We start from the raw sequence: 24843 nt of genomic DNA, 5'->3' as shown, positions 1-24843 counted from the left end.
GCGGGGCTTGTTGTCAATCGAGCCGGGTTCGGGCGACCAGCAGGCAGGCCCGCTGCCCCACCGCCACCTTGATATTGGGGAAGATCACCGCCTCTTCCGCCAGCTCTACCCTGTGTTCCAGGTCCCCGTCCTTGGCCAGCAGATGGCCCTTGGGATAAGGGGTAAAGTTCTCCACGTCCTCGCCAAAGGTAAAGCTAAAGGCCTCACTTTGCTTATTGATGACACGGGAAATGCGGTACAGGTTAACGGCTGTCTCGTCGTAATCCGGTAGGACCAGCTGTGCCTGGCTGACCAGTTCGGCAAGCCCCTCAGCCGCCGCCTCAAAGCGGGACATGTCGTTCTGACCGAAGGGCTGCACCTTGCCAAGCTCTACTGTGAAGCCATGGGCGCCGAACGTGTTGGTCGAGAAATAGCTGAAGGTGGTGGTGGGGCTTTGTGACAGCAGCACAGTGTCTACGCCGCAGCGGGCCAGGAACATGATCTGTTCGCGGCTGCGGGGCTTGCCGTGCAGGAAGGGGTAGACCACGAATTTCTCGTGCTTGGAGCCGCGGATGGCGGTGTGCAGATCGTAATGAAGGCGCTCGACGTTGCTACGCTGGCCGTAAAAGCGGGCCACAGCCGCTTCCAATGCCTGGGCCCGGCGGCGCTCGGCGTTGTCGATGCCGCCTTGGGCATGGGCACCACTGAACAGGCGGTTGAGGTTTTCTTCCAGCTCCCGTTTGCCGGCGTTGATGGCAGGCACGTTGCCGATGAGGATCAAGAGCCGGTGGGCCAGGGGCAGGCTGCCGTCCAGCAGCTGTTTGACCAGATCCCGCACTATCTCTATGGGGGCCGTCTCGTTACCGTGTACGCCGCAGGAGAGGATGATGTCCTTGTTGCCAGGGTTGGCCGGGGTCAGGCAGAAGATGCCGGTATCCCAGGTTTCCACCACGATGCCCTGGGCCGTGGTGAAGGCGCTGACCTCGGCACCGTCCGGGTTTGCCAGGGTGAAGGCGAGGATATCGTTGTCCTTGAACATGGAGACTCCAAAAAAGAAGAGGCGCTGCTGCGCCCCTTTCTATCATGCCTCGGCCAGCCATTGGGCCAATAGCGCTTGTGCATCCTTAATGATGGCGTCCAGGTGGCCCTGGCTCTTGAAGCTCTCGGCGTAGATCTTGTAGATGGGCTCGGTGCCGGAGGGCCTGGCCGCGAACCAGCCGTGCTCGGTCACCACCTTGAGGCCGCCGATGGCCGCATTGTTGCCCGGAGCCTGGGTGAAGGCATCCACCACAGGCTCACCGGCCAGCAAGGCACCCTTGGCCACCTCACTGCCGAGGCGGGCGAAGCCGGCCTTGAGCTCGTCGGTGATGGGGGCGTCGATACGTTGGTACCAGGTGGGGCCGAACTGGGCCTCGATGATGTCCTTGTAATAGCGGCTGGGGGTCATGCCGGTCACCGCCAGGATCTCGGCCGCCAGCAGGCACATGATGATGCCGTCCTTGTCGGTGCTCCAGGGCTTGCCGTCACGGGTGACGAAGGTGCCGCCGGCGGACTCTTCGCCGCCGAAGATGAGCTTGCCGTTATAGAGGCCATCCACGAACCACTTGACCCCCACAGGGGTTTCCATGAAGTGGCGGCCGGCTGCCCGGGCCACGCGCCCGACCTGGGCACTGGTCACGACGGTGGTGCCCACCCCCAGGGTTTCGGGCAGGGTCGGCCTGTGCTTGAGCAAGTAATCCACCACCACCGCCAGGTAACGGTTGCAGTTCAAGAGGCCTGCATCCGGGGTAACGATGCCGTGGCGGTCGCCGTCGGTGTCGTTGCCGAGCGCCAGGTCGAAGTCGTCCTTGACGGCAATGAGGCTGGCCATGGCATGGGGGCTGGAGCAGTCCATGCGGATCTTGCCGTCGTGGTCGCAGGGGATGAAGCCGAAACGGCTGTCCACCCGCTCTTCCACCAGGGTCACGTCCAAGCCCCAATGCTGGGCTATGGCCCGCCAGTAATCGATGGCGGCGCCGCCCATGGGGTGGACACCGAGGCGCAGACCGGCATCCTTGATGGCGGCCATGTCCACCACCTCGCCGAGGCGCTGCACATAGTCGGCCATGAAGTCGAAGCGTTCGGCATGGGGGCTGCTGATGGCCCGCTCGAAGCTCAGCATCCGAACCCCATCCAGGCCCGCCTCCAAGTAGCTGTTGGCGCGGGACTGGATCACCTTGGTGACCTGGGTGTCGGCCGGGCCACCGTCCGGTGGGTTGTACTTGATGCCACCGTCTTCCGGCGGGTTGTGTGACGGCGTCAGGATCAGGCCGTCGGCATTACCGCCATGGGCCAGAATGGCGTGGGAGACCGCCGGGGTCGGGGTCAGCTGCCTGTCCTCGAAACGGACATTGACGGCGTTGGCGATCAGCACCCGCAGCACTGTGGCAAAAGCGGGATAGGAAAGGGCGTGGGAGTCGAGGCCCAGGTAGAGGGGCCCTGTGATGCCCTGCTCCTTGCGGTGATCGGCAACCGCCTGGGCCACGGCCAGGAGATGGGCCTCGTTGAAGGCCTTGCTGAGGCTGGAGCCGCGGTGGCCAGAGGTACCGAAACTGACCTTCTGGGCCGGCTTAGCCGGATCCGGCTGCAAGGTAAAGAAGGCGGTGACCAGCTCGCTGGGGTCGATAAGGCTCTCTGGCGCCGGCATCTTGCCGGCATTGGGATGTAAGGACATCAAGGTCTCCCTTTTCAGATCTGCTCTACGAAAGCCTGGACGGCGTCCTCTTCATAGCCGAGTTCGGCCATCACCTGCGCCACTATATTGCGCTTCTTCTCGGTGTTGTTGTTGGTCACCACCCAGTAGGGGCTGCCGACGATGGCCTTGGGATTGGTGGACTTGCCGGCCTGGCTCAGCGCTTCGGCGCTGGTGGCGAAATAGAGGCGGTCGCGGCCGCGGATGTTGAGCACCAGGCTGAAGGCGTCGCCATGGCGCTGATAGAGTTCGGTCAGGGCGCCGATAAAGCGGCCTACGGCACTGTTGGCCTCGGGAGCGGCTGCCTTGACGGCCGGTGCGGGCTGGCTTGCCGGCTGAGTGGCCTGGGCTTGGGTCTGCTGGGGGGCGGTAGCAGCCTGGGTGCCAAGGGGGGCAAAGCCCAGCAGGCGGCGCAGTATCTCGGAGGCGCTCTCTCCTATTTTCTGGGTATTGGACGCGATGTACTGGTACAGCTCGTCGTCGACTTCGATGGTTTTCATCCCTTATCTCAAGGTCCTGGTTGACTCCAGGCGATTATACATAGGCGCACGTCATTTGCATGCCCGCCTCGACCTTTGCACAATAGCAGCCCCTTTTAGGAGTCAATGCATGCTCAACTACCAGCAGCGGGGCCAAGGCCCCGACGTGATCCTGGTCCACGGCCTGTTCGGATCCCTGGACAACCTCGGCAACCTTGGCCGCGCCCTGGAAGACGCCTTTACCGTCACCACCGTGGACCTTCGCAACCACGGCAAGTCCTTCCACAGCGAAGAGATGAGCCTGGCCGCCATGGCCGGCGACCTCCTGGGCCTGATGGACCAATTGGGTATCGAAAAGGCCCACCTGGTAGGCCACTCCCTTGGGGGCAAGGTGGTGATGCAGCTGGCCCTCAACCACCCCGAACGGGTGGACAAGCTGGTGGTGGCCGACATAGCCCCCGTCACTTACCGCCACAGCAACCATGACAGCGTCTTCGCCGCCCTGACCCAGGTTGACCCGGCCCAGTACCAGAGCCGCAAGGAAGTGGAAGCCGCCGTGGCCCAGCATATCCTTGAGCCCGGGGTGCGCCAGTTCATCCTCAAGAACCTGCAAAAGGGGGATGACGGCTACTATTGGCGGCTCAATGTGCCAGTACTGGCGCACCGCTACCCGGATATACTCCAGGGACCGCAAGGCCGGCCCTTCAGCGGCCCTACCCTTTTTATCAAGGGCAGCGAGTCCGACTACCTGACGGGGGACCATGCCGGGGCCGTGCAAAGTCTCTTCCCAACGGCCAAACTCAAGGTCATCAGCGGCACCGGCCACTGGCTGCACGCCGAAAAGCCCTTGGTGTTCAACAAGCTGGTCAGGGACTTTTTGAGCTGACCCTGTGCCTTGGGTATAATCCGCGGGCTCAAAGGAGGGCAAGGGCATTCCATGCTGGCTGAGCATTACGAAACCATCGAGGCCATAGGACTTAACCTGTTCTTTCTGGTGATCTTTTTGCTCATCGGCCTGGCCATACAAGACGTCTTGAAGAAGGGCAATGTGCCCAAGTACGGCCGCTACATCGTCTGGCTGGTACTCTTCCTGGGCTGTGCGGGCTTTATCTCGAAGGAAGTGATCAGGCTCATCTGGGAAAATTCAGGTATAGGTTAATGGCCAAAGAGAGCGCCGACAGAATTACCATCGACCTCTTTGCCGAGGAAAAGCGCCGGGGGCGTCCCAAAACCAATCCCCTGCCGCGCCAGGCGCAGTTGAAGGTCAACAAGCGGAACCAGATCAAAAGGGACAGGCAGAAGGGCCTCAAGAGAGTGGAGCTGAAAGTAGACAGCGACCTGTTCGAGACCCTCAATGAGCTGGCCAAAGCGCAAAGCGTCAGCCGCAGTGAACTGATTGAAACCATATTGAAAGCCGGTGTAGAGAGACTCGACACCGCCAACAGCGAGAGGAATTGAGTCGAATGGCATCTGTAGGTCTGTTCTTCGGCAGCGATACCGGTAACACCGAAGCTGTCGCCAAAATGATCCAGAAGCAGCTGGGCAAGCACATGGTGGAAGTCCATGACATCGCCAAGTCCAGCAAGGAAGACATCGAAGGCTTCAGCCTGCTGCTGCTCGGCATCCCAACCTGGTATTACGGCGAGTCCCAGTGCGACTGGGATGATTTCTTCCCCACCCTGGAAGAGATCGACTTCTCCGACAAGCTGGTCGCCATCTTCGGTTGCGGCGATCAGGAGGACTACGCCGAGTACTTCCTGGACGCCATGGGCACCTTGCGCGACATCATCGAGGCCAAGGGCGCCACCATCATCGGCCACTGGCCTACCGAGGGTTACAACTTCGTGGCCTCCAAGGCCATGGCCGACGACAACCACTTCATCGGCCTTGGCATCGACGAAGACCGCCAGCCCGAACTGACCGCCGAGCGGGTCGAGAAGTGGGTCAAGCAGATCTATGAAGAGATGTGCCTGGCCGAACTGGAAGACTAAGAAAAGCCCCTCGAACGAGGGGCTTTTTTCATGCCGGCCTGTGGTGGCGCTTGAGGCGCACATAGAGGGTGCGCTCTATCCTCGCCACCAGCTCGCCCTTGGCGTCCTTGACGTCTGTCACCACCTCAGGCAGGAATTTCTCACCTTCCCCCGTGGCCGCCGCTATCTCCTCCAGCAGCGGCTCGCTGATGATGAACTCGGCATAGACCTTGCCCGTCCCCGGCTTTTCGAAATGGATGCGCGCCGCCCTGTCCCAGACATGGTAGCGCTTGCCGAGGATCCCCATCAGCATCAGGGCATAGATGGGATCGGTCATCGCAAAGAGGCTGCCACCGAACTGGGTGCCGTTGGCATTCTTGGTCCAGGGCCTGTCCTTGAGCTCCACCCGGCACAGGCGGAAGTCGTCGGACAGCTCGCGGATGCGGATCCCGGTAAAGAAGAAGGGGGGCCAGAGATTAAGCAGATGTTTTATCCGCGACCCTTTTTTAAACAACCAGCTTTTCATCAAACACCTAATCGACAAAATCGAACACATTGGCGAGGCTTGCCTCTGGAAAAGGTCCGCCCACTTGGGTACCTTTGTCCAGATAACCAACGCGGGTTGAGCCCGCCCATATAAAACAGGACCATACATGGCGGACGAGAATCAGGCCCTGCGCGAAGCCGGCCTCAAGGTCACCCTGCCCAGGGTCAAGATCCTGGAGCTGTTGCAGCAGCCCGACTTCCAGCACATCAGCGCCGAAGATCTCTACAAGAAGCTCATCGAGCTGGGTGAAGAGATCGGCCTGGCCACTGTTTACCGCGTACTGAACCAGTTCGACGACGCCGGCATCGTCACCCGCCATCACTTCGAAGGCGGCAAGTCGGTCTTCGAACTGGCCCAGAAGCGCCACCATGACCACCTGGTTTGCCTCAAGTGCGGCCTGGTGCTGGAATTCATGGATGACGTCATAGAGCAGCGCCAGAAAGAAGTGGCCAAGAAGAACCACATCAAACTGACCCACCACAGCCTCTATCTCTACGGCGAGTGCGAAGACACCCAAGCCTGCGAGAAACGCCGCCGCGGCGAAGAATGACAAAAGGGCCAGCCAAGACTGGCCCTTCTGCTATCTAGAGCCTGGCCGCCAGCTCGGCTCCCTGGCGGATGGCGCGCTTGGCGTCCAGCTCTGCCGCCACGTCTGCACCACCGATGAGATGCGCCTGGACACCCTGGTCAGTCAACTGCTGCCAGAGCCCCTTGTTGGGCTCCTGGCCGGCGCAGAGGATGACGTTGTCCACGTCCAGCACCAGGGATTCCTCGCCGCGGCGGATGTGCAGGCCCTTGTCGTCGATGCGCTCGTAGTTGACGCCAGCCCACATCCTGACCCCGAGATCGTTCAAGGTCTGGCGATGCACCCAGCCGGAGGTCTTGCCGAGGCCCTTGCCGACCTTGCTGGTCTTGCGCTGCAGCAGCCAGATGTCCCTGGCCGCTTCCGGCTTGTGGGGCGCGGTGAGGCCGCCCGGGCCGGCCAACGCCTTGTCCACGCCCCAATGGCGCAGCCAGCGATCCCTGTCCTGGCTGAGGGACGGGCCCTTTTCCGCCAGGTATTCGGCCACATCGAAGCCGATGCCGCCAGCGCCGATGATCGCCACCTTCCGGCCCACCGGTTTCTTGTCCCGCAACACGTCCAGGTAGCTCAGCACCTTGGGGTGTTCGACCCCGTCGATGGCGGGGGTGCGGGGGTTGATGCCGGTGGCGATCACCAACTCGTCGAAGCCGGCGGACTTCAGGGAGTCCGGGGTCTGGGGGCTGTTCAGGCGCAGTTCCACACCCAGGTCATGGAGGCGGTTGCGGAAATAGCGCAGCGTCTCAAAGAACTCTTCCTTGCCGGGGATCTGCTTGGCGTAGTTGAACTGGCCGCCCAGCTCCGCCGCTGCATCCATCAGCACCACCTTGTGGCCCTTCTCGGCCGCGTAGCAGGCAAAGGCCATACCGGCCGGGCCCGCCCCCACCACGCCGATGCGTTTGGGGGTGGCGGCTTCCTTGAAGATAAGCTCGGTCTCGTAGCAGGCCTGGGGGTTGACCAGACAACTGGCGCGTTTTTGCTCGAAGACATGGTCCAGGCAGGCCTGGTTGCAGGCGATGCAGGTGTTGATGCGATCGGCCTGGCCGGCGGCGGCCTTGTTGACGAAATCCGGATCTGCCAGCAAAGGCCTGGCCATGGACACCATGTCCGCCTGGCCTTCACTCAGGATCTGCTCGGCAACCTTGGGATCGTTGATACGGTTGGTGGTGATGAGCGGCACCTTGAGGCCTTCTTCCTTCATTTTGGCCGTGACCCAGGAGAAGGCCGCCCTCGGCACCGAAGTGACTATGGTGGGCACCCTGGCCTCATGCCAACCGATGCCGGTGTTGATGAGGGTCACGCCGGCGGCCTCCAGACCACGGGCCAGCTGCACCGTCTCGCTCCAGCTCATGCCCTGCTCCACCAGCTCGAGCATGGACAGGCGGAAGATGATGATGAAGTCTGCGCCGGCCTTTTCCCTGACCGCCCGGACTATCTCCAGAGCCAGGCGGGCGCGGTTGTCGAAGCTGCCGCCCCAGCTGTCGGTGCGGTGGTTGGTGCGGCTGGCCAGGAACTGGTTGATGAGGTAACCCTCGGAACCCATGATCTCGACCCCGTCGTAGCCGGCTTTGCGGGCAAGCAGGGCCGTCTTGGCGAAGGCCTTGATGGTGCCTTTGATCTGCCGCTCGGACATGGCGCTGGGCTTGAAGGGGTTGATGGGGGCCTTCTTGGCGCTGGGAGCCAGGGAAAAGGGATGGTAGGCATAGCGGCCGGCGTGGAGGATCTGCAGGCAGATCTTGCCGCCTGCCTCATGGACGGCCTGGGTCACCACCTTGTGTTTCCTGGCCTGGAAGCCGAAGGAAAGCTGGCTGCCGAAAGGCGCCAGGCGGCCGCGGAAGTTGGGGGCTATGCCACCGGTGACGATGAGGCCGACGCCACCTTCGGCGCGGGCCTTGTAGAAGGCGGCCATCTTGGCAAAGCCGTTCTTTTCTTCCTCGAGCCCTGTATGCATGGAGCCCATCAGCACCCTGTTCTTGAGGGTGGTAAAACCGAGGTCCAGGGGGCTGAGCAAGTGGGGGTAAGCTGCGTTCATTAGCAAGTCTGTCTTAGTTGTTGTCCCCAAGAGCCTACTCATCCGATGAGTCAGGATCAATCCACCCTCATCAACAAACCGTTACAAATTCCCTTTCGCTTCGCGCGGCCAATGCCATAGCATGCCAAAAGAGACTGTAAATCAAGGAAGCAACCCACCCATGCTGACGATGTTGAGAAAGGTGTTTTCCATTCTCTGGCAGGCCATCAACGGCCTGCGCCGCCTGGTCATGAGCCTGTTCGTGCTCTTCATCTTGGTGCTTGTCATCGGCTCCCTCGGCGAAGCCGAAGGCCCCAAAGTACCCAAGGACGGCGCCCTGCTGTTGAACCTGGACGGGGTCATAGTCGAGAAAGCCAAGACCAAGGATCCCTTCGAAGCCTTCGCCAAAGAGCTGCAAGGCAACAAGGAGCCGCCGGAGATCCAGCTTTCCGACGTGCTGGACGTCATCAAGAACGCCAAGGACGACAACCGCATCAAGGTGCTGGTGTTGAAGCTGGACGACCTCTGGACCAGCAGTCCCGACAAGCTGATGACCATCGGTGACGCCATTACCGACTTCAAGACCAGCGGCAAGAGGGTGATCGCCAAGGGCGACTACTACACCCAGGCCCAGTACCTGCTGGCCGCCTACGCCGACACCATCTACCTCAACGAAGACGGCTTCATGTCCATCGACGGCTACGGCCGTTACCGCACCTACTACAAGTCGTTGCTGGACAAGCTCAAGGTCACCACCCATGTGTTCCGGGTCGGTACCTTCAAGTCCGCCGTGGAGCCCTATATCCGCGACGACATGTCCGAACCGGCCAAGGAAGCCAACAAGGTGTTCCTGACGGCCCTTTGGAACCAGTACCAGGACAAGATCGTGGCGCTGCGCCACCTCAAACCTGGCGCCCTGGATGCCCTGCTGGAGAACCTGCCTGACCGCTTCGAAGCGGCCGGCGCCGACTTCGCCCAGTTGGCCATCAAGGAAGGCCTGGTGGACAAGCTGGCCTCCCGCGAGGACATGGATCAGGCCCTGATCGCCCTGGTCGGTGAAGACAAGGACGACCACCACTACCGCCGCATCAACTTCGACGACTACCTGTCCATCATCCATCCCAAGCTGCCGATGACCCCGCAGGGGCCCAAGGTTGGCATAGTGGTGGCCCAGGGCGAGATCGTCGACGGCGAGGCCCCCGAGAACATGTCCGGTGGCGACTCCATCGTCGCCCTGCTGCGCCAGGCCCGCCTGGACAAGGACATCAAGGCCGTAGTGCTGCGGGTCGACAGCCCTGGCGGCAGCGCCTTTGCCAGTGAAATCATCCGCAAGGAACTGCTGGCCCTGAAGAAATCCGGCAAGCCGGTGGTAGCCTCCATGGGCACCTACGCGGCCTCTGGCGGCTACTGGATCTCCGCCAGCGCCGATGAAATAGTGGCCCACCCCACTACCCTCACCGGCTCCATCGGCATCTTCGGCATGCTGGCCACCTTCGAGAACAGCCTGGACGCCATAGGGGTGCACACCGACGGCGTCGGCACCTCCGAATACGCCGGCACCACCCTGACCAGGCCCTTGTCCGACAACCTCAAGCGCATCATCCAGGCCAACGTCGAAAAAGGCTATGACCGCTTCCTGACCCTGGTGGCCAACAGCCGCCACATGACCAAGGAAAACGTCGACAAGATAGCCCAGGGCCATATCTGGATCGGCGCCCAGGCCAAGGAGCTGGGGCTGGTGGACAAGCTGGGCGATATGCAGCTGGCCATCGACGACGCCGCCAAGCTGGCCAAATTGGACCACTACAAGGTGGTGCAGGTGCGCCGCAAGCTGAGCCCCAAGGAGGAGTTCATCAAGGCCCTGTTCGGCGATGCCGCCAAGGTCGCCTCCGGCCTGCAGACCGAGCAGAACCCCTGGCTCGGCAAGCTGATGGCGGTGCTGGACCAGCAGGTCAAACCCCTGGTCGACATGCAGGACCCCCAAGGCATGTATCTCTACTGCCGGGACTGCGGTTTCGAGTAACAGCGCAGACCACAAAAAACCGGGCTAAGGCCCGGTTTTTTCATATAATGCGGCGGTCACAGACAGGAGCAGTTCATGGCTAAGAAGCGCATCTATGTCGCCTACACCGGCGGCACCATCGGCATGAAGAAGTCCGCCAAGGGCTATGTGCCCGTGCCCGGCTTCCTGGTGGAACAGGTGCTGGCGCACCCGGACTTCCAGCGCCCCGAGATGCCCGACTTCGACATCCATGAATACAACCCGCTGATGGACAGCTCGGACATGACCCCTGCCGACTGGCAGCACATTGCCGACGACATCGCCCAGCATTACGACAGCTACGACGGCTTCGTTATCCTCCACGGCACCGACACCATGGCCTATACGGCCTCGGCCCTGTCCTTCATGCAGGAAAACCTGGCCAAGCCGGTGATTGTCACCGGCTCCCAGATCCCGCTGTCGGCACTGCGCTCCGACGGCCAGGAAAACCTGCTCACCGCCCTCTACCTGGCCGCCGAATACCCCATTCCCGAGGTCAGCCTCTTCTTCAGCAACCAGCTGTTCCGGGGCAACAGGGCCACCAAGGCCCATGCCGACGGCTTCGACGCCTTCGCCTCCCCCAACTTCCCGCCGCTGCTGGAAGCGGGCATCCAGATCCGCAAGGTGGCCCCCTGCCTGGCCCAACCCCAGGGCCCGCTCAAGGTGCACAGGATCACCCCCCAACCCATCGGCATGGTGCGCCTCTATCCGGGCATCGATCCGGCCATCATCAGCAACCTCATCCAGCAGCCGGTCAAGGCCCTGATCCTGCAAAGCTACGGGGTCGGTAACGCCCCCAGCAGCCCCCGCCTGCTCCAGGCCCTGGAAAAGGCCAGCCAGGACGGCATAGTGGTGCTCAACCTCAGCCAGTGTTTCAAGGGCGCCGTCAACATGACCGGCTATGCCACAGGCACCGGCCTTGCCGCCTGCGGCGTGGTCTCCGGCGGCGACATGACGGTGGAAGCGGCCCTCACCAAGCTCCACTACCTGTTCAGCCTGGGCCTGGATGCCGACGCTATCCGCGCCCAACTGAAGCAAGATCTGCGCGGCGAACTGACCTGCTGATGGCCCAGAACGAAACCAAGGCGCTGCTGTGCGGCATCGGCGCCGTCTTGATGTGGTCCACTGTCGCCAGCGCCTTCAAGCTCACCTTGCGGGAGCTGGGCACGGCCCAGATGCTGCTCATCGCCTCCCTGACCACCATCGCCATCCTCACGACGGTGGCGGCTTGGCAGCGCAAGCTGGGCGGCCTCTGGCCCATGCTCAGGCAGCGCCCCGGTTATTATCTGCTGCTGGGGCTGCTCAACCCCTGCTGCTATTACCTGGTGCTGTTCGGCGCCTATGACCTGCTGCCGGCCCAGCAGGCCCAGGCCCTCAACTACACCTGGGCCATCAGCCTCAGCCTGCTGGCCGTGCCCTTCCTCGGCCACAAGCTGCGCCGCATCGACGGCCTGGCCATCCTCCTGGGTTACAGCGGCGTGCTGGTCATCGCCACCCGCGGCCAGCCCTGGAGCCTGGATCTTCAAAGCCCGTTGGGTGTAGCCCTGGCGCTGCTCTCCACCCTGCTCTGGTCCGGCTACTGGATAGCCAAGACCCGCCATCAGGACGACCCCGTGCTGAGCCTGCTGCTGGGCTTTATCCTCGGCCTGCCCGGGGTGCTGGCCGCGCTTTTCTGGCAGGGCCGCTTCGACTTCAGCCTCAATGGCTGCCTGGGCGCCCTCTATATCGGCGCCTTCGAGATGGGCTTTGCCTTCCTGCTCTGGCTCACCGCCATGAAGCTGACCCGCCACACGGCCCGGCTTTCCAACCTCATCTTCCTCTCCCCTTTCCTGTCGCTCTGGCTGCTGTCGCGCCTGGTGGGGGAAGCCATACTGCCCTCCACCCTCTGGGGCCTGGCCTTCATCCTCGGCGGCCTGGCTGTACAGCAGCTGGGCAAAGCAAAAAAGTCCTGAGGATAGCCGCCCGGGCCATTGACAAGGTGCTTCCCCTCTGGGCACTGTGCTGGAAAGCCAAAACCAGAGGGAAGTTGCCGTCATGCACAAGAAGTCCGCTAAGCTCAAGCACGTCTGTTACGACATCCGTGGTCCTGTGATTGTCGAGGCGGCGCGCATGGAGGCAGCGGGCGAGCAGATCTTGAAGCTCAACATCGGCAACCCAGCCCCCTTCGGTTTCACCGCCCCTCCGGCATTGCTGGAGGCCATAGGCGCCAACCTGCACCAGAGCCAGGGCTATTGCGACGCCAAGGGCCTGGGCCAGGCCCGGGAGCTGGTGGCGAGCCACTACCGGCGCCAGGGCGTACGCCAGGCTGCCGCCGAGAACATCTTCATCGGCAACGGCGTCTCCGAACTTATCCAGATGAGCCTGCAGGCCCTCTTGGACGACGGCGACGAGATCCTGCTGCCGGCCCCCGACTACCCGCTCTGGACCGCCTGCACAGTGCTGGCCGGCGGCAAGGCGGTGCATTACCGCTGCGACGAAGGCAGCGGCTGGCAGCCGGATCTCGAGGATATCCGTGCCAAGATCACGCCCAGGACAAAGGGCCTGGTGGTGATCAACCCCAACAACCCCACTGGCGCCGTCTACGAAAAGGCCATGCTGGAGGCCCTTATCCAGATCGCCCGCGAGCACCAATTGGTACTCTTCGCCGACGAGATCTACGACCAGATCCTCTACGACGGCGCCGTCCACCACCCCATGGCCGCCTTGAGCGACGACGTCCTGACCCTCACCTTCAACGGCCTGTCCAAGGGCTACCTCGCCGCCGGCTTCCGCCAGGGCTGGCTGCTGGTGTCAGGCCCCTTGCACCAGGCCCAGGACTACCTGGAAGGCCTCTCCATGCTGGCCAACATGCGTCTCTGCGCCAACGTGCCGAGCCAGCACGCCCTGCTGGCGGCCCTAGGGGATCCCAAGAGCATACAGCCGCTGCTGCTGCCCACCGGCAGGCTCTGCCAGCAGCGGGACTTGGCCTGGGACATGCTGACCTCCATCAAGGGGGTTAGCTGCGTCAAACCCAAAGGCGCCCTCTACCTCTTCCCGCGTCTTGACCCCAAGCGCTTTGCCATCAGCGACGACCAAGGCCTGGTGCTGGATCTCTTGCGCCAGGAGAAGATCCTGCTGGTCCAGGGCACAGGTTTCCACCACCCCAGCCCGGATCACCTGCGCATCGTCTTCCTGCCGCCCCAAGCGGTACTGCAGGACGCCATAGGCCGCTTTGGCCGTTACCTGGACCGGCTGGCCGAGAGTGTTGGCAGCAGCGCCGCCTGAGCGGCAGGCACAAAAAAAGGCGCCTTGGAGGCGCCTTTTTTCTTGCCGTTAGCGGCTCAACCTACCACCTGCAGCATCACGGCCGCGTAGTGGCAGACGCTGCCCCCCAGCACGAAGCAGTGCCAGATGGCATGGCCGAAGGGAATACGGCGCAACAGGTAGAAAACGGTACCCAGGGTGTAAAAGACGCCGCCGGCCACCAGCCAATGCAGTTCGGTCGCCGTCAGGGCCTGGCTCATGGGCTTGATGGCCACCACCACCAGCCAACCCATGGCGATATAGACCAGGGTGGAGACACCACGGAAGCGGCCGGTGAAGAACAGCTTGAAGACGATGCCCAGGGCCGCCAGGCCCCAGATGGTGCCAAACAGGCTCCAACCCCAGACCCCGCGCAAAGCGATAAGGGTAAAGGGGGTATAGGTGCCGGCAATGAGCACGAAGATGGCGCAGTGGTCGAAGACCTTGAGCTTGGCCTTGGCATCTTGGTGGGGAATGGCGTGGTAGAGGGTGGAGGCGGTGTAAAGCATCAACAGCGCCGCCACGAAGATGGAGGCCGATACTATCTGCCAGGCGTCGCCATAAACGGCCGCCAGGGCGATGAGCACGGCGCCGCCGGCGATGGAGCAGAACATCCCCAGGCCGTGGGTGATGGCGTTGGCCAATTCCTCCTTGAAGGAATAACGGTGACCTAGGGTGATGACTTCCATAACTGCGCCTGTCTGCAGGGGGGTTTCATTATTGAAGACTACGTGAAAAAAAGGGCCCGGCCAAGAGGCCGGACCTCCGTCCTATGGCCGCACCTGGCCGGCGCCTGTCACCAGGAATTTCTCTGTGGTCAGGGCCTCCAGGCCCATGGGGCCGTAGGCATGGAGCTTGGAGGTGGAAATGCCGATCTCGGCCCCCAGTCCCAGCTCGCCGCCGTCGGAAAAACGGCTGGAGGCGTTGACCATCACCACGGCCGCGTCCACGTGGCGCTGGAAGGCCTCAGCCCTGCCCTTGTCTTCGGTGCAGATCACCTCGGTATGGTGGCTGCCGAAACGGTCGATATGGCTGATGGCCCCATCGAAGTCCGGCACCTGGCGGATGGCGATCTCCAGCGCCAGGTATTCCTGGCCGTAGTCGTCCTCCGCCATGGGCAAGGCGCCATCGAAATAGCCGAGGCTCGCCGGATCGGCATGAACCTTGACGCCTTTCTCGGCAAAGGCTGCGGCCACCCTCGGCAGGAAGGCCTGGGCCACATCCTGGTGCACCAGCAGCCCCTCCAGGGCATTGCAGACGCCGGTGCGTTGGGTCTTGCCGTTGACGAGGATCTTCAGCGCCTTGTCGAGATCGGCGTGTTCGTCCACGTAGAGGTGGCAGACCCCCTTGAAATGCTGGATGACGGGGATACGGCTCTGCTCGGTGACGAAACGGATAAGGCCTTCGCCGCCCCTGGGGATCACCAGGTCGATATGCTCGGTCTGCTTCAAAAGCGCCAGCAGCAACTCCCGGTCGGGGTCGTCGACGACGGTGATGGCCTCGGCCGGCAGGCCCTGGGCCCTGAGCGCCTCCTGCAGCACCCGGGCTATGGCCAGGCTGGACTGCAGGGCCTCGCGGCCGCCCCTCAAGATGACGGCGTTGCCGGACTTGAGGCACAGCGCCCCGGCGTCGGCCGTGACGTTGGGGCGCGCCTCGTAAATCATGCACACCACCCCCAGGGGAATGCGCATCTTCTCTATCTGCAGGCCGTTGGGGCGGATCTCCACCGGGCGGCGCTTGCCAACGGGATCGGGAAGATCTGCGATGAAGTCGATGGCGCCGGCCATGGCGTCGATGCGCTCCGGGGTCAGCAGCAGGCGGTCCAGCATGGCCGCATCCAGGCCCTTGTCGCGGCCCGCGGCCATGTCGGCGGCGTTGGCCTTGAGGATAGGCTCATGGCTGGCGCGCAGGGCCTTGGCCATGTCCGCCAGCACGGCGTTCTTCTGGTTGCTATCCAGGCCGGCCAGCACCTTGGCGGCCTTGGCGGCGGCCCTGGCGTAGTCTTGGGCTCTTGCCATCATCAATGGTTTTCCTCCAACAGCATCAGGTTATCGCGGTGGATCACTTCGTCCGGCAGGTAATCGCCCACCAGATCCTGGACGTCCTGGGCTTGACGCCCCTTGAGGTAGTTGAGCTCCCAGGCGCTGTACTGGCAGATCCCCTTGGCCAGGGCCTGGCCCCCTTCGCGGATGATGACGGCGTCACCCCGCTCGAAGTCCCCTTCCACCGCCTTGACGGCGCCACTCAGCAAGGAGCTTCTTCCTTCCAACAAGGCCTTGGCGGCACCGGCGTCCACCTCCAACTCGCCCTGGACCCGCAAGGTGTGGCGCAGCCAATGCTGGCGGTTGGGCAGGGGTTTGGGATGGCGCAAAAACAGTGTGCCGGGATTGTCGCCGCGCAGCAATTGCTCGAAGCTGTCGCTGTCGCGACCGTTGACGATATAGGTATCGATGCCGTGGCTGGTGGCCTTCTCGGCCGCCTCCACCTTGGTCCTCATGCCGCCGGTGGCGATGGCGTTACGGGCGGGGCCGGCCAGGGCAAAGATGCTCTCGTCTATCTCCTCCACCAGCGGGATACGGCGGGCATTGTCGAAGAGGGTGGGATCCTTGTCGTAAAGGCCGTCCACGTCCGAGCAGATCAGCAAGGTGTCGGCGTCCACCACTGTCGCCACCAGGGCCGCCAGGTTGTCGTTGTCCCCCACCCGCAAGGCGTCGGTGGCGACGGTGTCGTTCTCGTTGACGATGGGCAGGATCTGGTTTTCCAGCAGGGCATCCAGGGTATTTTTGATAGAGACGTAACGTTCCCTGTCCCCCAGATCCCCATGGGTCAGCAGCACCTGGGCGCAGGGGAAGTCGAAAAAGCGGGACCAGTTGCTCATCATTTCGTTTTGCCCCACCGCCGCCATGGCCTTCTTGAGCGGCACCGGCAACGCCTCCTGGGAAAAATCGAAATGACTGCGGCCCGCCGCCACACTGCCTGATGACACCAATACCACGTCGATACCGCGCTCGCGGCAGCGGGTGATGAAGCCGGCGATGGCCAGCAGGTATTGGGCGCTGCAGCCCTTACCGCCGGGCGCGATCAGGGCGCTGCCCACTTTCATTACCACTCTTTGCCATTTTGGCGTCGCCATCGGGCTCTCCCTCTCAACAAAAGAGGGCACAGCCTAACATCATTTGAAGACTAATGAAAAGAAGATGCTTGGGTTCGCTTTACATGGGGTTAAGCCCAAAACCTTTATTCGTACCAAAAAGAAAGGCTCCCTCAGGGAGCCTTTTGGTCGTTCTCTTCGATGAGCGCGAAGCGCGGTATGGGGCCATCAGGGCCGCTCACGCTTTCTTCGAACATGGCAAGGGGCCTGACCCAGAGGGCCTTTTCCCCGTATAGGGGCCGGTAGACCACCAGCAGCTCGTCGGTCTCGCTGTGGCGGGCCACCTCATAGACTTGGTAGAGGCCGCCCTTGTAGTGGCGGTAAATGCCGGCCTTCAGACCTTGCTCCTCATGATCTCCTGCTCTTCCACCCCGGTGAACTGAGCCTTGAGCTCGCGCTTGGATTTCTGCACCAGCTCGCCGTCCGGGCCCACTTCCATATGCTGGTGTTCTGTCTGGCGCAGGGCCTGGAAGGCCATCACCAGCTGCAGGCAGTTGCCCCGCTGTTCCTCGGAAAGCACTGTGCCGTCCGGCCACTTGCCGGTCTCGGCCGCGTCCCGCAGGCGCAGGTAGGTGGCTTGGTCCATGTTGGCGACCATTTGCGAAAGCATGCTCAGTTCCCCTTACGCTTGAGCCACAACATCATGGCCCTGCAACCAATGTAACCGATGAAACCCACTGACATCAGGCCCTTGGCCAGCCAGTCGAACTCGGGGTGACTGCTGAGGACACTGAACATCAGGCCACCGGCCAGCACCATCACCAGCGCCACCATGGCGCCGTTGTTGAACTTGCCGATGCGGGCCTGTTTGCGCATGGCTTCAGCCTGGGCCCTGACTTCAGGATCTGAGCTGCGCACTTCCCCGCAATAGGGGCAAACCGGCGCCTTGTCGGAAATACGCTTGCCGCAAGCGTAGCAATGGATAATGGCCATGGGTCCTCCTGTGGGGCTGCATGGTACCAAAAAGGGCGCCTTGCGGCGCCCTCTTTCAGTCTTCCTTGAGGTTGGCCCAGTAGTCCTTGACCGTCTGCTTCATCTCCCTGGCCAGCATCATGATGCCGAAGAGGTTGGGCAGCGCCATCAGCACTATGGCCACGGCCGCCAGGTTCCACACCAGGGTGGTGTCGGAGAAGGAGGCCCAGGCGAAACCGAACACGTAGAGCACCCGGTAAGGCATCACCCACTTGTAGCCGAGCAGATAGATGATGGCCCTGTCGCCGTAGTAGGACCAGGCGATGGCGGTGGAGAAGGCGAACAGCAAGAGGCCTATGGCGACGATGTACTGGCCGTAATCGCCGAAATAGCCCTTGGTGAAGGCGCGGGTGGTAAGTTCGGCCGAGTGCACCAGGGACTTGCCCACTACGTTGACGTCAGGGTCCTGCAGCTTGCCGCCGCTGATGTCCAAGAGGCCCTCATAGGGGTGGCCGCCGACGCGGAACTCCACGTCCTCGGCCACGGATCGGGCATTGATGACGGTGATGGGGCCGCCTTCGACGACATGGCCAGCAACCACCTTGACGGCGCCGTTGAAGGCCTTGACCTCGGAGGGCTTGCCGCCCAAGTAGTTGTAGAGGGCTTCGCGATCGCTGGCCTTCTGATCCGTGTAGCTGCCGGCAACGATCGACATGTCGGTACGCTGGAACTGGTTCTCGAACTTCTGGGTCCAGGCGCCTGAGCTCAGGATCACCATGCCGGTCAGGGTACAGATGATGATGGTGTCGATGAAGGGCTCGAGGATGGAAACCAGGCCCTCGGACACAGGCTCATCGGCCCTGGCCGAGGCGTGGGCTATGGGCGCAGAACCCTGGCCCGCTTCGTTGGAGAAGAGGCCGCGGTTGACGCCGCGGTTGAAGGCGTAGGCGAAGCTCGCCCCCAGGAAGCCGCCGGCCGCCGCCGTGCCGGTGAAGGCATTGGCGAATACCGATTTGAAGGACGGCCAGAGGTTGTCGAAGTTCATCAGTATGACCGACAGAGCCCCCAGCACATAGAAGAGGGCCATGAAGGGCACCACCTTGGAGGTGACCTTGGCGATGCGGTGGATGCCGCCGAGGATCACCATGGCCAGCAGTATGGCCAGCACTGTGCCGGTGATGTAGGGCTTGATGCCGAAGGTGGCTTCCATGCCCTGGGCGATGTTGTTGCTCTGGGGCAGGTTGCCGGTACCGAAGGAGCTGATCACGGTGGCGATGGCGAAGATGACGGCCAGCCACTTCATGTTGAGGCGCTTGTCCATGTAGTACATGGGGCCGCCGGCCATGGTGCCGTCCGGGGCGCGGTCACGGTACTTGTGGGACAGGGTCACTTCCACGAATTTGGTGGTCATGCCGAGGAAGGCGGTCATCCACATCCAGAACAGGGCAGCCGGGCCGCCGAGGAAGATGGCGAAGGCGACGCCACCGATGTTGCCGGTGCCGACGGTGCCGGACAGGGCCGTGCTGAGCGCCTGGAAGTGGGAGGTGTCCCCTTTCATGTGGGAATGGTCGTATTTGCCGCTCACCACCCGCCAAGCCTGGCGGAAGTAGCGAATTTGCGGGAAACCCAGATAGAGGGTGAAGAAGAGGCCGACGCCCAGGAGGACCCAGGGGAACCAGGCCGAACTGCCGAGGTAGCTGTCCAGGAGCAGCAACCAGTTGTTAAAGGCTTCCATGAAAAAAGGGACTCCGAAAAATCGTTTTTATAATGAGCCCTTACCCTGACACAGCAACGTCTTTTTAACAAGAACAAGGGCCGCAGCTGCGGCCCTTTTCATCTTCTTTACTTAAGGTGCTTCCAGAGTGCCGCCAGTACGTCCTCGCCCAGCTGTATGGCGCGGGTCGGCGACCAGCCATAGTCCTCGTCGGGCAGGTCGGCGTTGTCCTTGAAGGGCATCTCCAACGTATAGGCCAGGGTCTGGAAACGCTCCGCCACCCAGTTGGTGGCCACCGTCATGTTGGCCTGGCCGGGGGCCTCGATGTCGTAACCGTAGAGGGTCTGGAACTCGGGGGTTACGGCCAGCAGGGCTTCCTTGAAGCCATCCTGGGCGGCTTTGAGGCCCTCGTTGAAGCTGGGAATGCCTTCGGAGCCGGCCAGGAAGTTGTAAGGCAGGCCTTCGTCGCCGTGGATGTCCAGGAACAGATCCAGGCCCTTCTCTTCCATCATCTTGCGCACCAGGAACACCTCGGGACTCTTGTCCATGGAGGGCTCCTGCCACTCACGGTTGAGGTTGGTGCCGACGGCGTTGGTGCGCAGGTGGCCGCGGACGCTGCCGTCCGGGTTCATGTTGGGCACCAGGTAGAAGACGTTGTCGTTGAGCAGGGAACGGGCCACGCCGTCCTCGTCGTCCAGCAGGCGGCCGATGAAGCCTTCCATGAACCATTCGGCCATGGTCTCGCCGGGGTGCTGGCGGGCTATGACCCAGATCTTGCGCTGGGCATTGGCCTCGTCACCCACCACCAGCATGGTCATCTCGCGGCCATCCAGGGTCTCGCCCAGATGCACCGGGGTGCAGAGCGGGCTTTCCTGGGATTCGGCGACCAGATCCTGGTGGCGTTCCCAGGAGTATGGGGCGAAGTAGGCGTAGTAGCAGATGGCCTCGTCCTGGATATGGGTGATGGTCAGGTTCTGGCCGTCGAAGTCGGTGGGTACCCGGAACCAGGTCTGGCGGTCATAGGAGGCCACGGCCTGGTAACCCTGCCAGCCCTTGGGGGCATAAGCGGCGCCACCGGCATTGGTGAGCTTCAACACATACTGCTGCCCGGCTTCGCCGTGCAGGCGGAAATGGAACCACTGGTAGAAATCGGACTGGTTGTCCTTGCGGATGGCAAGCTGGATATCGTCGGCCGCTTCGGCCTTCAATACGTCGATGTTGCCACTGTCGAACCCGGCGGAGATATGCATGGAGATGTCCTTGTTTCTTAAATAGCGGGAAGCCGGCCAAGCTTAGCACGGCCGGCAGGCCATGAAAAAAGGCGCCCGGGGGCGCCTTTGCTTGCCTGGGCGCTTAATGCGGCAGGCTGGGGTAGTAGAGGCCGGCCATTTCCTGGGCCACACGCACTACCTGGCAGGAGTAACCGAACTCGTTGTCGTACCAGACGTAGAGGACAACGTGGTTTTCCTGGGCCAGGGTGGCCTGGGAGTCCACCACGCCGGCGTAGCGGGAACCCACCAGGTCGGAAGACACTATCTCGGTGGAGGTGGTGAAATCGATCTGGTCGCGCAGCTCGCTGAACAGGGAGGCCTTGCGCAGGTAGTCGTTCACCTCTTCCTTGGTCACATCCTTCTTCAGGGTCAGGTTGAGGATGGCCATGGAGACGTTGGGGGTCGGCACGCGGATGGCGTTGCCGGTCAGCTTGCCCTTGAGCTCCGGCAGGGCCTTGGCCACGGCCTTGGCGGCGCCGGTGCTGGTCAGCACCATGTTCAGCGGGGCGCTGCGGCCACGGCGCTCGGCCTTGTGGTAGTTGTCGATGAGGTTCTGGTCGTTGGTGTAGGAGTGGACTGTCTCCACGTGGCCGTACTCGATACCGAACTCGTCGTTGATGGCCTTCAGCACAGGGGTGATGGCGTTGGTGGTACAGGAGGCGGCGGACAGGATCTTGTCGCCGCTCTCGATCATGGCGTTGTTGACGCCATAGACGATGTTCTTGATGTCGCCGCCGGCAGGGGCGGTCAGCAGCACCTTGCCGGCGCCTTTGGCTTCCAGGTGGCGAGCCAGTTGGTCGTCCTTGAAGACACCGGTGTTGTCCACGACCAGGGCGTCTTCGATGCCGTACTGGGTGTAGTCGATGTCTTCGGGCTGGTTGGCGTAGATCACCTTGATGTAGCAGCCGTTGGCGACGATGGCAGATTGCTCTTCATCGACCCAGATGGAGCCGTTGAAGGGGCCGTGGATGGAGTCACGGCGCAGCAGGCTGGCGCGTTTCTGCAGGTCGCCGGCCTTGCCGCCGCGCACGACGATGGCGCGCAGGCGCAGCTTGTTCTGGGGACCGGTGCGCTCGATCAGCAGGCGAGCCAGCAGACGGCCGATACGGCCGAAACCATAGAGCACCACGTCCTTGGGCTTCATGTTGTCGTCGTGATCGACGATGTCGGCCAGTTCTTCACGCAGGAAGGCGTCGACGGACTTGTCGCCGTGGTTGCGCAGGTAGTTGACGGCCAGCTTGCCGATATCGATACGGGCCGGGGCCAGCTTCATGTTGGACAGGGCTTCGACCAGGGGGAAGCACTCGCGCAAGCGCAGCTTGTCACCCTCATACTGGCGCACACTGCGGTGGGCCTTGATGATGTCGATGGTGGAAGCGTTGAGCAGCGGCTTACCGTATACCACCAGCTCCACGCCATAGTTGCGGTACAGACGGCCGATCAAGGGCTGCATCTGTTCTGCCAGTTCCTGACGCTCCTGCCAGCTTTTCAAGTAGATATCCGGTTGCGTGTTGCTCATGGGGCCTTTCCTTTCGTTTCACGTCGTAGGGTGCCGGCGATCTCGGTCTTTTTTGCTGATCGCGATGTAGGGTGCTGTCAGGCCTTGTGGCGGCCCGTCCGGCGGCGGCAATTTTACCCAAGGGAAACCGCTTTCGCCAGACAATGTGAAGGCCATTGTGCCAAGGCTATTGCCACCCTGCCCCAGCGTTGCCAAACTGGGGCTGGCAAAAATCACAATACAACGAGCGACCCAAGGTCCATGAAAAAGCTGTTATGCCTGATGCCGCTGTTGCTGGTGGCCTGCAAAGGGGAACCCAGCCTGTCGGACATCTGCACCGACAACGCGGAGTTCTGCACTGACCTCAATGCCGACGGTTGGTGCCGCCATGAAAGGGCCGACCTTATCCGCCAACGCTACAAGGTGGCGACCGACAAAGGCAGCGATCACGACTACCAGCAATACCGGCTGCTGCGGAGCACCGAGGATTACCGCGATTGCATGGCCAAAGCGATAGGGGTGGTGCACAAGAACCTCAAGGAACGCCAGAGCGACCGCGGCACCGCCTACATCAACAGCCTGGTGGCCCTCAAGGCCCTGGAAGCCGAAACCAAGAACAGCAGCGAACCCCACCTGCTCTATTACCGCTACACCCGCCTGGGAGACGATGAAGCCCTGCAGCAGTTCCTGGCCCTGGAAGGCTCCGGCGCCTTCAACACCCTGGAGCTCAAGGCCATGCTGGCCGGCTACTATGCCAAGTCCGACAGGGCCAAGACGGCCAAGCTGCTGCTCGAAGGCCTGGCCCTGCCCCGTGAAGACGACAACATCAACCCCGAGATCTACCAGACCCTGGCCACCCTCTCCCAGCAGCTGCACCACTTCAAGGAAGCCTACCTGTGGAGCCTGGTCGCCAAGGGCAACGACGTCGCCATCGACACCCATGCCCTGGAATCCATACTGCTCAAGGATCCGCAAGTCCTGGCCAGCATCCAGGAAAAGGCCGAAGAGGTGGCAAGCGCCATCAAAAAGGGCCAGTTCAAGGTCGCCATGGCCCAACTGGACAGCCAGGGCTGAACAGGCCGCAGGTTACACCAACAGAGAGGGACGACATTGTCGTCCCTTTTTTATTGGCAGGCCCTAGCCCTCCCCTTGCGGCACGAAGTGCAGCGCCACCGAGTTGAGGCAGTAGCGCTTGCCCGTCGGCGCCGGCCCGTCGTCGAAGACATGGCCCAGGTGGGCGTCGCAGCTGGCGCAGCGGATCTCGGTCCGCACCATGCCATGGCTCAAGTCTTCCAGATAGCGCACGGCGCCGCTGCCCACCGCCTCAAAGAACGAAGGCCAGCCGCAGCCGGCGTCAAACTTAGTCTCGGAACGGAATAAAGGGGTGCCGCACACCACGCAGTGGTAGATGCCGGGCCTTTCCTCGTGGAGGTACTGGCCGGTGAAAGGCCGCTCGGTGGCCCCTTGCTGGGTCACGGCCTGTGCCTGTTCGGTCAGGGGGCCTTTCCAACCCATCTTGCTCATAAATCACCCCAATCATGTAATTTAATTTCAAAAACACGGGCTTTAATGGCGAAATGCTCTTGATAACCGCGGCCCATTCTGTAAATTTACTACCAATTCACAGTCAGAAGCGATAAGGACACTATCATGCGGGTTGCCATCAACGGTTATGGACGCATCGGTCGTAACATACTGCGCGCCTTGTTCGAGAGCGACAAAGCCTACGATATCGAGATCGTCGCCATCAACGACCTGGGCGACGCCCATATCAACGCTCACCTGACCCAGTACGACACTGTCCACGGCCGCTTCAACGCCAAGGTCGGCTACGACGAGGCCGCACTCTACATCAATGATAAGCGCATCAATATCTACAGCGAGCGGGATCCGGCCAAACTGCCCTGGGGCGAGCTGGACATCGACGTCGTCTTCGAGTGTACCGGCCTCTTCACCACTGGCGAGAGCGCCGGCGCCCACCTCAAGGCTGGCGCCAAGAAGGTGCTGATCTCAGCCCCCGGCAAAGACGTGGACGCCACCATCGTCTTTGGGGTCAACCATGACAGCCTGACCGCCGACATGAAGGTCGTCTCCAACGCCTCCTGCACCACCAACTGCCTGGCTCCCATCGCCAAGCCGCTGCAGGAAGCCTTGGGCATAGAGTCCGGCCTGATGACCACCATCCACGCCTACACCAACGATCAGCGTCTGAACGACGTCTACCACAAGGATCTGCACAGGGCCCGCGCCGCCGCCATGAACATGATCCCCACCAAGACAGGCGCTGCCGCCGCCGTCGGCCTGGTGGTCCCCGAGCTCAAGGGCAAGTTCGACGGCATGGCCGTGCGGGTGCCCACAGTCAACGTTTCCCTGGTGGACTTGACCTTCGTGGCCAGCCGCGACACCAGCGTCGAGGAAGTGAACGCCATCCTCACCGAGGCCGCCAACCACGGCGCCCTCAGCCAGGTACTGGCCATCAACACGGCGCCTTTGGTGTCCATGGACTTCAACCACGTGGCCTATTCCTCCAACTTCGACGCCACCCAGACCAAGGTCCAGGGCCGGCTGGTGAAGGTGATGAGCTGGTACGACAACGAATGGGGTTTCTCCAACCGCATGCTCGATACCGCCACCGCCATGATGGCAGCCAAGTAAGAGTAAGAAAAAAGGAACGGGG

The 24843-nt window shown here is 62.2% G+C and carries 26 protein-coding genes; 11 read left to right on the top strand and 15 right to left on the bottom strand.

Features of this window, described 5'->3' with window-relative positions:
* Nucleotides 1-13 precede the first annotated feature (13 nt).
* Genes astE through PVT67_RS08160 form a run of 3 tightly spaced genes read right to left on the bottom strand, consistent with a single transcriptional unit; the run spans nt 14 to nt 3210 of the window.
* Nucleotides 14-1018 carry a succinylglutamate desuccinylase gene (astE, locus tag PVT67_RS08170; RefSeq protein ID WP_301499409.1) on the bottom strand — a complete coding sequence of 335 codons (1005 nt, stop codon included), beginning with the start codon at nt 1016-1018 and terminating at the stop codon, nt 14-16.
* Nucleotides 1019-1060: 42 nt separating this feature from the next.
* Nucleotides 1061-2692 (bottom strand): phosphohexomutase domain-containing protein, encoded by a 1632-nt coding sequence (locus PVT67_RS08165; protein WP_301499408.1) that lies wholly within the window; start codon nt 2690-2692, stop codon nt 1061-1063.
* Nucleotides 2693-2706: 14 nt separating this feature from the next.
* Nucleotides 2707-3210, bottom strand: coding sequence for a replication initiation regulator SeqA (locus tag PVT67_RS08160; protein ID WP_301499407.1), 504 nt, complete (start codon nt 3208-3210; stop codon nt 2707-2709).
* 109 nt (nt 3211-3319) lie between these two features.
* Between PVT67_RS08160 and PVT67_RS08155 the strand changes: the two genes are divergently transcribed.
* Genes PVT67_RS08155 through fldA form a run of 4 tightly spaced genes read left to right on the top strand, consistent with a single transcriptional unit; the run spans nt 3320 to nt 5180 of the window.
* Nucleotides 3320-4075 (top strand): alpha/beta fold hydrolase, encoded by a 756-nt coding sequence (locus PVT67_RS08155; RefSeq protein ID WP_301499406.1) that lies wholly within the window; start codon nt 3320-3322, stop codon nt 4073-4075.
* 51 nt (nt 4076-4126) lie between these two features.
* A complete protein-coding gene (locus tag PVT67_RS08150; protein ID WP_301499405.1) occupies nt 4127-4348 on the top strand; it encodes a DUF2788 domain-containing protein in 222 nt (73 codons plus the stop codon).
* A complete protein-coding gene (ybfE, locus tag PVT67_RS08145; protein WP_301499404.1) occupies nt 4348-4647 on the top strand; it encodes a LexA regulated protein in 300 nt (99 codons plus the stop codon). Before PVT67_RS08150 ends, ybfE begins: the two co-directional genes overlap by 1 nt.
* A gap of 5 nt (nt 4648-4652) precedes the next feature.
* Nucleotides 4653-5180 carry a flavodoxin FldA gene (fldA, locus tag PVT67_RS08140; protein WP_301499403.1) on the top strand — a complete coding sequence of 176 codons (528 nt, stop codon included), beginning with the start codon at nt 4653-4655 and terminating at the stop codon, nt 5178-5180.
* 28 nt (nt 5181-5208) lie between these two features.
* Here the strand turns inward: fldA and PVT67_RS08135 are convergent, their stop codons facing one another.
* Nucleotides 5209-5685, bottom strand: a complete 477-nt coding sequence (locus tag PVT67_RS08135; RefSeq protein WP_301499402.1) for a DUF4442 domain-containing protein — start codon at nt 5683-5685, stop codon at nt 5209-5211.
* Between the two features lie 127 nt (nt 5686-5812).
* Between PVT67_RS08135 and fur the strand changes: the two genes are divergently transcribed.
* Nucleotides 5813-6256: a ferric iron uptake transcriptional regulator gene (fur, locus tag PVT67_RS08130; protein WP_301499401.1), complete on the top strand. Its 444-nt coding sequence runs from the start codon at nt 5813-5815 to the stop codon at nt 6254-6256.
* Between the two features lie 34 nt (nt 6257-6290).
* Here fur and PVT67_RS08125 read toward each other — a convergent pair whose 3' ends face one another.
* A complete protein-coding gene (locus PVT67_RS08125) occupies nt 6291-8318 on the bottom strand; it encodes an NADPH-dependent 2,4-dienoyl-CoA reductase (protein ID WP_301499400.1) in 2028 nt (675 codons plus the stop codon).
* Between the two features lie 160 nt (nt 8319-8478).
* On the opposite strand from PVT67_RS08125, the gene sppA reads away from it, so the two are divergent.
* The 4 genes from sppA (at nt 8479) to PVT67_RS08105 (ending at nt 13602) form a co-directional block, all read left to right on the top strand.
* Nucleotides 8479-10320 carry a signal peptide peptidase SppA gene (gene sppA, locus PVT67_RS08120; protein ID WP_301499399.1) on the top strand — a complete coding sequence of 614 codons (1842 nt, stop codon included), beginning with the start codon at nt 8479-8481 and terminating at the stop codon, nt 10318-10320.
* Between the two features lie 75 nt (nt 10321-10395).
* Entirely contained in the window at nt 10396-11403 is a 1008-nt protein-coding gene (ansA, locus tag PVT67_RS08115) for an asparaginase (protein ID WP_301499398.1), read from the top strand.
* Nucleotides 11403-12290 (top strand): DMT family transporter, encoded by an 888-nt coding sequence (locus PVT67_RS08110; protein WP_301499397.1) that lies wholly within the window; start codon nt 11403-11405, stop codon nt 12288-12290. The genes ansA and PVT67_RS08110 overlap by 1 nt, the downstream gene beginning before the upstream one ends.
* An 82-nt stretch (nt 12291-12372) precedes the next feature.
* Complete coding sequence (locus PVT67_RS08105) at nt 12373-13602, top strand: pyridoxal phosphate-dependent aminotransferase (protein ID WP_301499396.1); 1230 nt, start codon at nt 12373-12375, stop codon at nt 13600-13602.
* Nucleotides 13603-13658: 56 nt separating this feature from the next.
* Here PVT67_RS08105 and trhA read toward each other — a convergent pair whose 3' ends face one another.
* The 9 genes from trhA to PVT67_RS08060 form a co-directional block, all read right to left on the bottom strand.
* Nucleotides 13659-14309: a PAQR family membrane homeostasis protein TrhA gene (gene trhA / locus PVT67_RS08100; protein WP_301499395.1), complete on the bottom strand. Its 651-nt coding sequence runs from the start codon at nt 14307-14309 to the stop codon at nt 13659-13661.
* 81 nt (nt 14310-14390) lie between these two features.
* Complete coding sequence (locus PVT67_RS08095) at nt 14391-15638, bottom strand: glutamate-5-semialdehyde dehydrogenase (RefSeq protein ID WP_301499394.1); 1248 nt, start codon at nt 15636-15638, stop codon at nt 14391-14393.
* Nucleotides 15639-15640: 2 nt separating this feature from the next.
* Nucleotides 15641-16723, bottom strand: coding sequence for a glutamate 5-kinase (gene proB / locus PVT67_RS08090; RefSeq protein WP_336407823.1), 1083 nt, complete (start codon nt 16721-16723; stop codon nt 15641-15643).
* Nucleotides 16724-16884: 161 nt separating this feature from the next.
* Entirely contained in the window at nt 16885-17097 is a 213-nt protein-coding gene (locus PVT67_RS08085) for a DUF1653 domain-containing protein (protein ID WP_336407843.1), read from the bottom strand.
* An 8-nt stretch (nt 17098-17105) separates the two neighbouring features.
* Nucleotides 17106-17381 carry a YeaC family protein gene (locus tag PVT67_RS08080; protein ID WP_301499392.1) on the bottom strand — a complete coding sequence of 92 codons (276 nt, stop codon included), beginning with the start codon at nt 17379-17381 and terminating at the stop codon, nt 17106-17108.
* 2 nt (nt 17382-17383) lie between these two features.
* Complete coding sequence (locus PVT67_RS08075; protein WP_301499391.1) at nt 17384-17704, bottom strand: hypothetical protein; 321 nt, start codon at nt 17702-17704, stop codon at nt 17384-17386.
* A gap of 55 nt (nt 17705-17759) precedes the next feature.
* Nucleotides 17760-19418, bottom strand: a complete 1659-nt coding sequence (locus PVT67_RS08070) for an alanine/glycine:cation symporter family protein (RefSeq protein ID WP_301499390.1) — start codon at nt 19416-19418, stop codon at nt 17760-17762.
* A 107-nt stretch (nt 19419-19525) separates the two neighbouring features.
* The gene (locus tag PVT67_RS08065) at nt 19526-20647 is read right to left on the bottom strand and encodes a M14 family metallopeptidase (RefSeq protein ID WP_301499389.1); all 1122 of its coding nucleotides are present in this window, start codon (nt 20645-20647) and stop codon (nt 19526-19528) included.
* 103 nt (nt 20648-20750) lie between these two features.
* Nucleotides 20751-22187 (bottom strand): glyceraldehyde-3-phosphate dehydrogenase, encoded by a 1437-nt coding sequence (locus PVT67_RS08060; RefSeq protein ID WP_301499388.1) that lies wholly within the window; start codon nt 22185-22187, stop codon nt 20751-20753.
* A gap of 240 nt (nt 22188-22427) precedes the next feature.
* Here PVT67_RS08060 and PVT67_RS08055 point away from each other — a divergent pair, with 240 nt between their 5' ends.
* Nucleotides 22428-23240 (top strand): DUF2989 domain-containing protein, encoded by an 813-nt coding sequence (locus tag PVT67_RS08055; RefSeq protein WP_301499387.1) that lies wholly within the window; start codon nt 22428-22430, stop codon nt 23238-23240.
* Between the two features lie 63 nt (nt 23241-23303).
* Here PVT67_RS08055 and msrB read toward each other — a convergent pair whose 3' ends face one another.
* Complete coding sequence (msrB, locus tag PVT67_RS08050; protein WP_301499386.1) at nt 23304-23690, bottom strand: peptide-methionine (R)-S-oxide reductase MsrB; 387 nt, start codon at nt 23688-23690, stop codon at nt 23304-23306.
* A gap of 126 nt (nt 23691-23816) precedes the next feature.
* Between msrB and gap the strand changes: the two genes are divergently transcribed.
* Nucleotides 23817-24821 carry a type I glyceraldehyde-3-phosphate dehydrogenase gene (gap, locus tag PVT67_RS08045; RefSeq protein WP_301499385.1) on the top strand — a complete coding sequence of 335 codons (1005 nt, stop codon included), beginning with the start codon at nt 23817-23819 and terminating at the stop codon, nt 24819-24821.
* Nucleotides 24822-24843: the final 22 nt, after the last annotated feature.

This window comes from Gallaecimonas kandeliae (assembly GCF_030450055.1).
In the GTDB taxonomy this organism is placed as follows: Bacteria; Pseudomonadota; Gammaproteobacteria; order Enterobacterales; family Gallaecimonadaceae; genus Gallaecimonas; species Gallaecimonas kandeliae.
This window is presented reverse-complemented; position numbering and strand designations above follow the sequence as displayed.

Coding starts and splice junctions, on each gene's coding strand:
- astE (WP_301499409.1), bottom strand. CDS start 1,018: ATGTTCAAGGACAACGATATCCTCGCCTTCACCCTGGCAAACCCGGAC.
- PVT67_RS08165 (WP_301499408.1), bottom strand. CDS start 2,692: ATGTCCTTACATCCCAATGCCGGCAAGATGCCGGCGCCAGAGAGCCTT.
- PVT67_RS08160 (WP_301499407.1), bottom strand. CDS start 3,210: ATGAAAACCATCGAAGTCGACGACGAGCTGTACCAGTACATCGCGTCC.
- PVT67_RS08155 (WP_301499406.1), top strand. CDS start 3,320: ATGCTCAACTACCAGCAGCGGGGCCAAGGCCCCGACGTGATCCTGGTC.
- PVT67_RS08150 (WP_301499405.1), top strand. CDS start 4,127: ATGCTGGCTGAGCATTACGAAACCATCGAGGCCATAGGACTTAACCTG.
- ybfE (WP_301499404.1), top strand. CDS start 4,348: ATGGCCAAAGAGAGCGCCGACAGAATTACCATCGACCTCTTTGCCGAG.
- fldA (WP_301499403.1), top strand. CDS start 4,653: ATGGCATCTGTAGGTCTGTTCTTCGGCAGCGATACCGGTAACACCGAA.
- PVT67_RS08135 (WP_301499402.1), bottom strand. CDS start 5,685: ATGAAAAGCTGGTTGTTTAAAAAAGGGTCGCGGATAAAACATCTGCTT.
- fur (WP_301499401.1), top strand. CDS start 5,813: ATGGCGGACGAGAATCAGGCCCTGCGCGAAGCCGGCCTCAAGGTCACC.
- PVT67_RS08125 (WP_301499400.1), bottom strand. CDS start 8,318: ATGAACGCAGCTTACCCCCACTTGCTCAGCCCCCTGGACCTCGGTTTT.
- sppA (WP_301499399.1), top strand. CDS start 8,479: ATGCTGACGATGTTGAGAAAGGTGTTTTCCATTCTCTGGCAGGCCATC.
- ansA (WP_301499398.1), top strand. CDS start 10,396: ATGGCTAAGAAGCGCATCTATGTCGCCTACACCGGCGGCACCATCGGC.
- PVT67_RS08110 (WP_301499397.1), top strand. CDS start 11,403: ATGGCCCAGAACGAAACCAAGGCGCTGCTGTGCGGCATCGGCGCCGTC.
- PVT67_RS08105 (WP_301499396.1), top strand. CDS start 12,373: ATGCACAAGAAGTCCGCTAAGCTCAAGCACGTCTGTTACGACATCCGT.
- trhA (WP_301499395.1), bottom strand. CDS start 14,309: ATGGAAGTCATCACCCTAGGTCACCGTTATTCCTTCAAGGAGGAATTG.
- PVT67_RS08095 (WP_301499394.1), bottom strand. CDS start 15,638: ATGGCAAGAGCCCAAGACTACGCCAGGGCCGCCGCCAAGGCCGCCAAG.
- proB (WP_336407823.1), bottom strand. CDS start 16,723: ATGAAAGTGGGCAGCGCCCTGATCGCGCCCGGCGGTAAGGGCTGCAGC.
- PVT67_RS08080 (WP_301499392.1), bottom strand. CDS start 17,381: ATGCTTTCGCAAATGGTCGCCAACATGGACCAAGCCACCTACCTGCGC.
- PVT67_RS08075 (WP_301499391.1), bottom strand. CDS start 17,704: ATGGCCATTATCCATTGCTACGCTTGCGGCAAGCGTATTTCCGACAAG.
- PVT67_RS08070 (WP_301499390.1), bottom strand. CDS start 19,418: ATGGAAGCCTTTAACAACTGGTTGCTGCTCCTGGACAGCTACCTCGGC.
- PVT67_RS08065 (WP_301499389.1), bottom strand. CDS start 20,647: ATGCATATCTCCGCCGGGTTCGACAGTGGCAACATCGACGTATTGAAG.
- PVT67_RS08060 (WP_301499388.1), bottom strand. CDS start 22,187: ATGAGCAACACGCAACCGGATATCTACTTGAAAAGCTGGCAGGAGCGT.
- PVT67_RS08055 (WP_301499387.1), top strand. CDS start 22,428: ATGAAAAAGCTGTTATGCCTGATGCCGCTGTTGCTGGTGGCCTGCAAA.
- msrB (WP_301499386.1), bottom strand. CDS start 23,690: ATGAGCAAGATGGGTTGGAAAGGCCCCCTGACCGAACAGGCACAGGCC.
- gap (WP_301499385.1), top strand. CDS start 23,817: ATGCGGGTTGCCATCAACGGTTATGGACGCATCGGTCGTAACATACTG.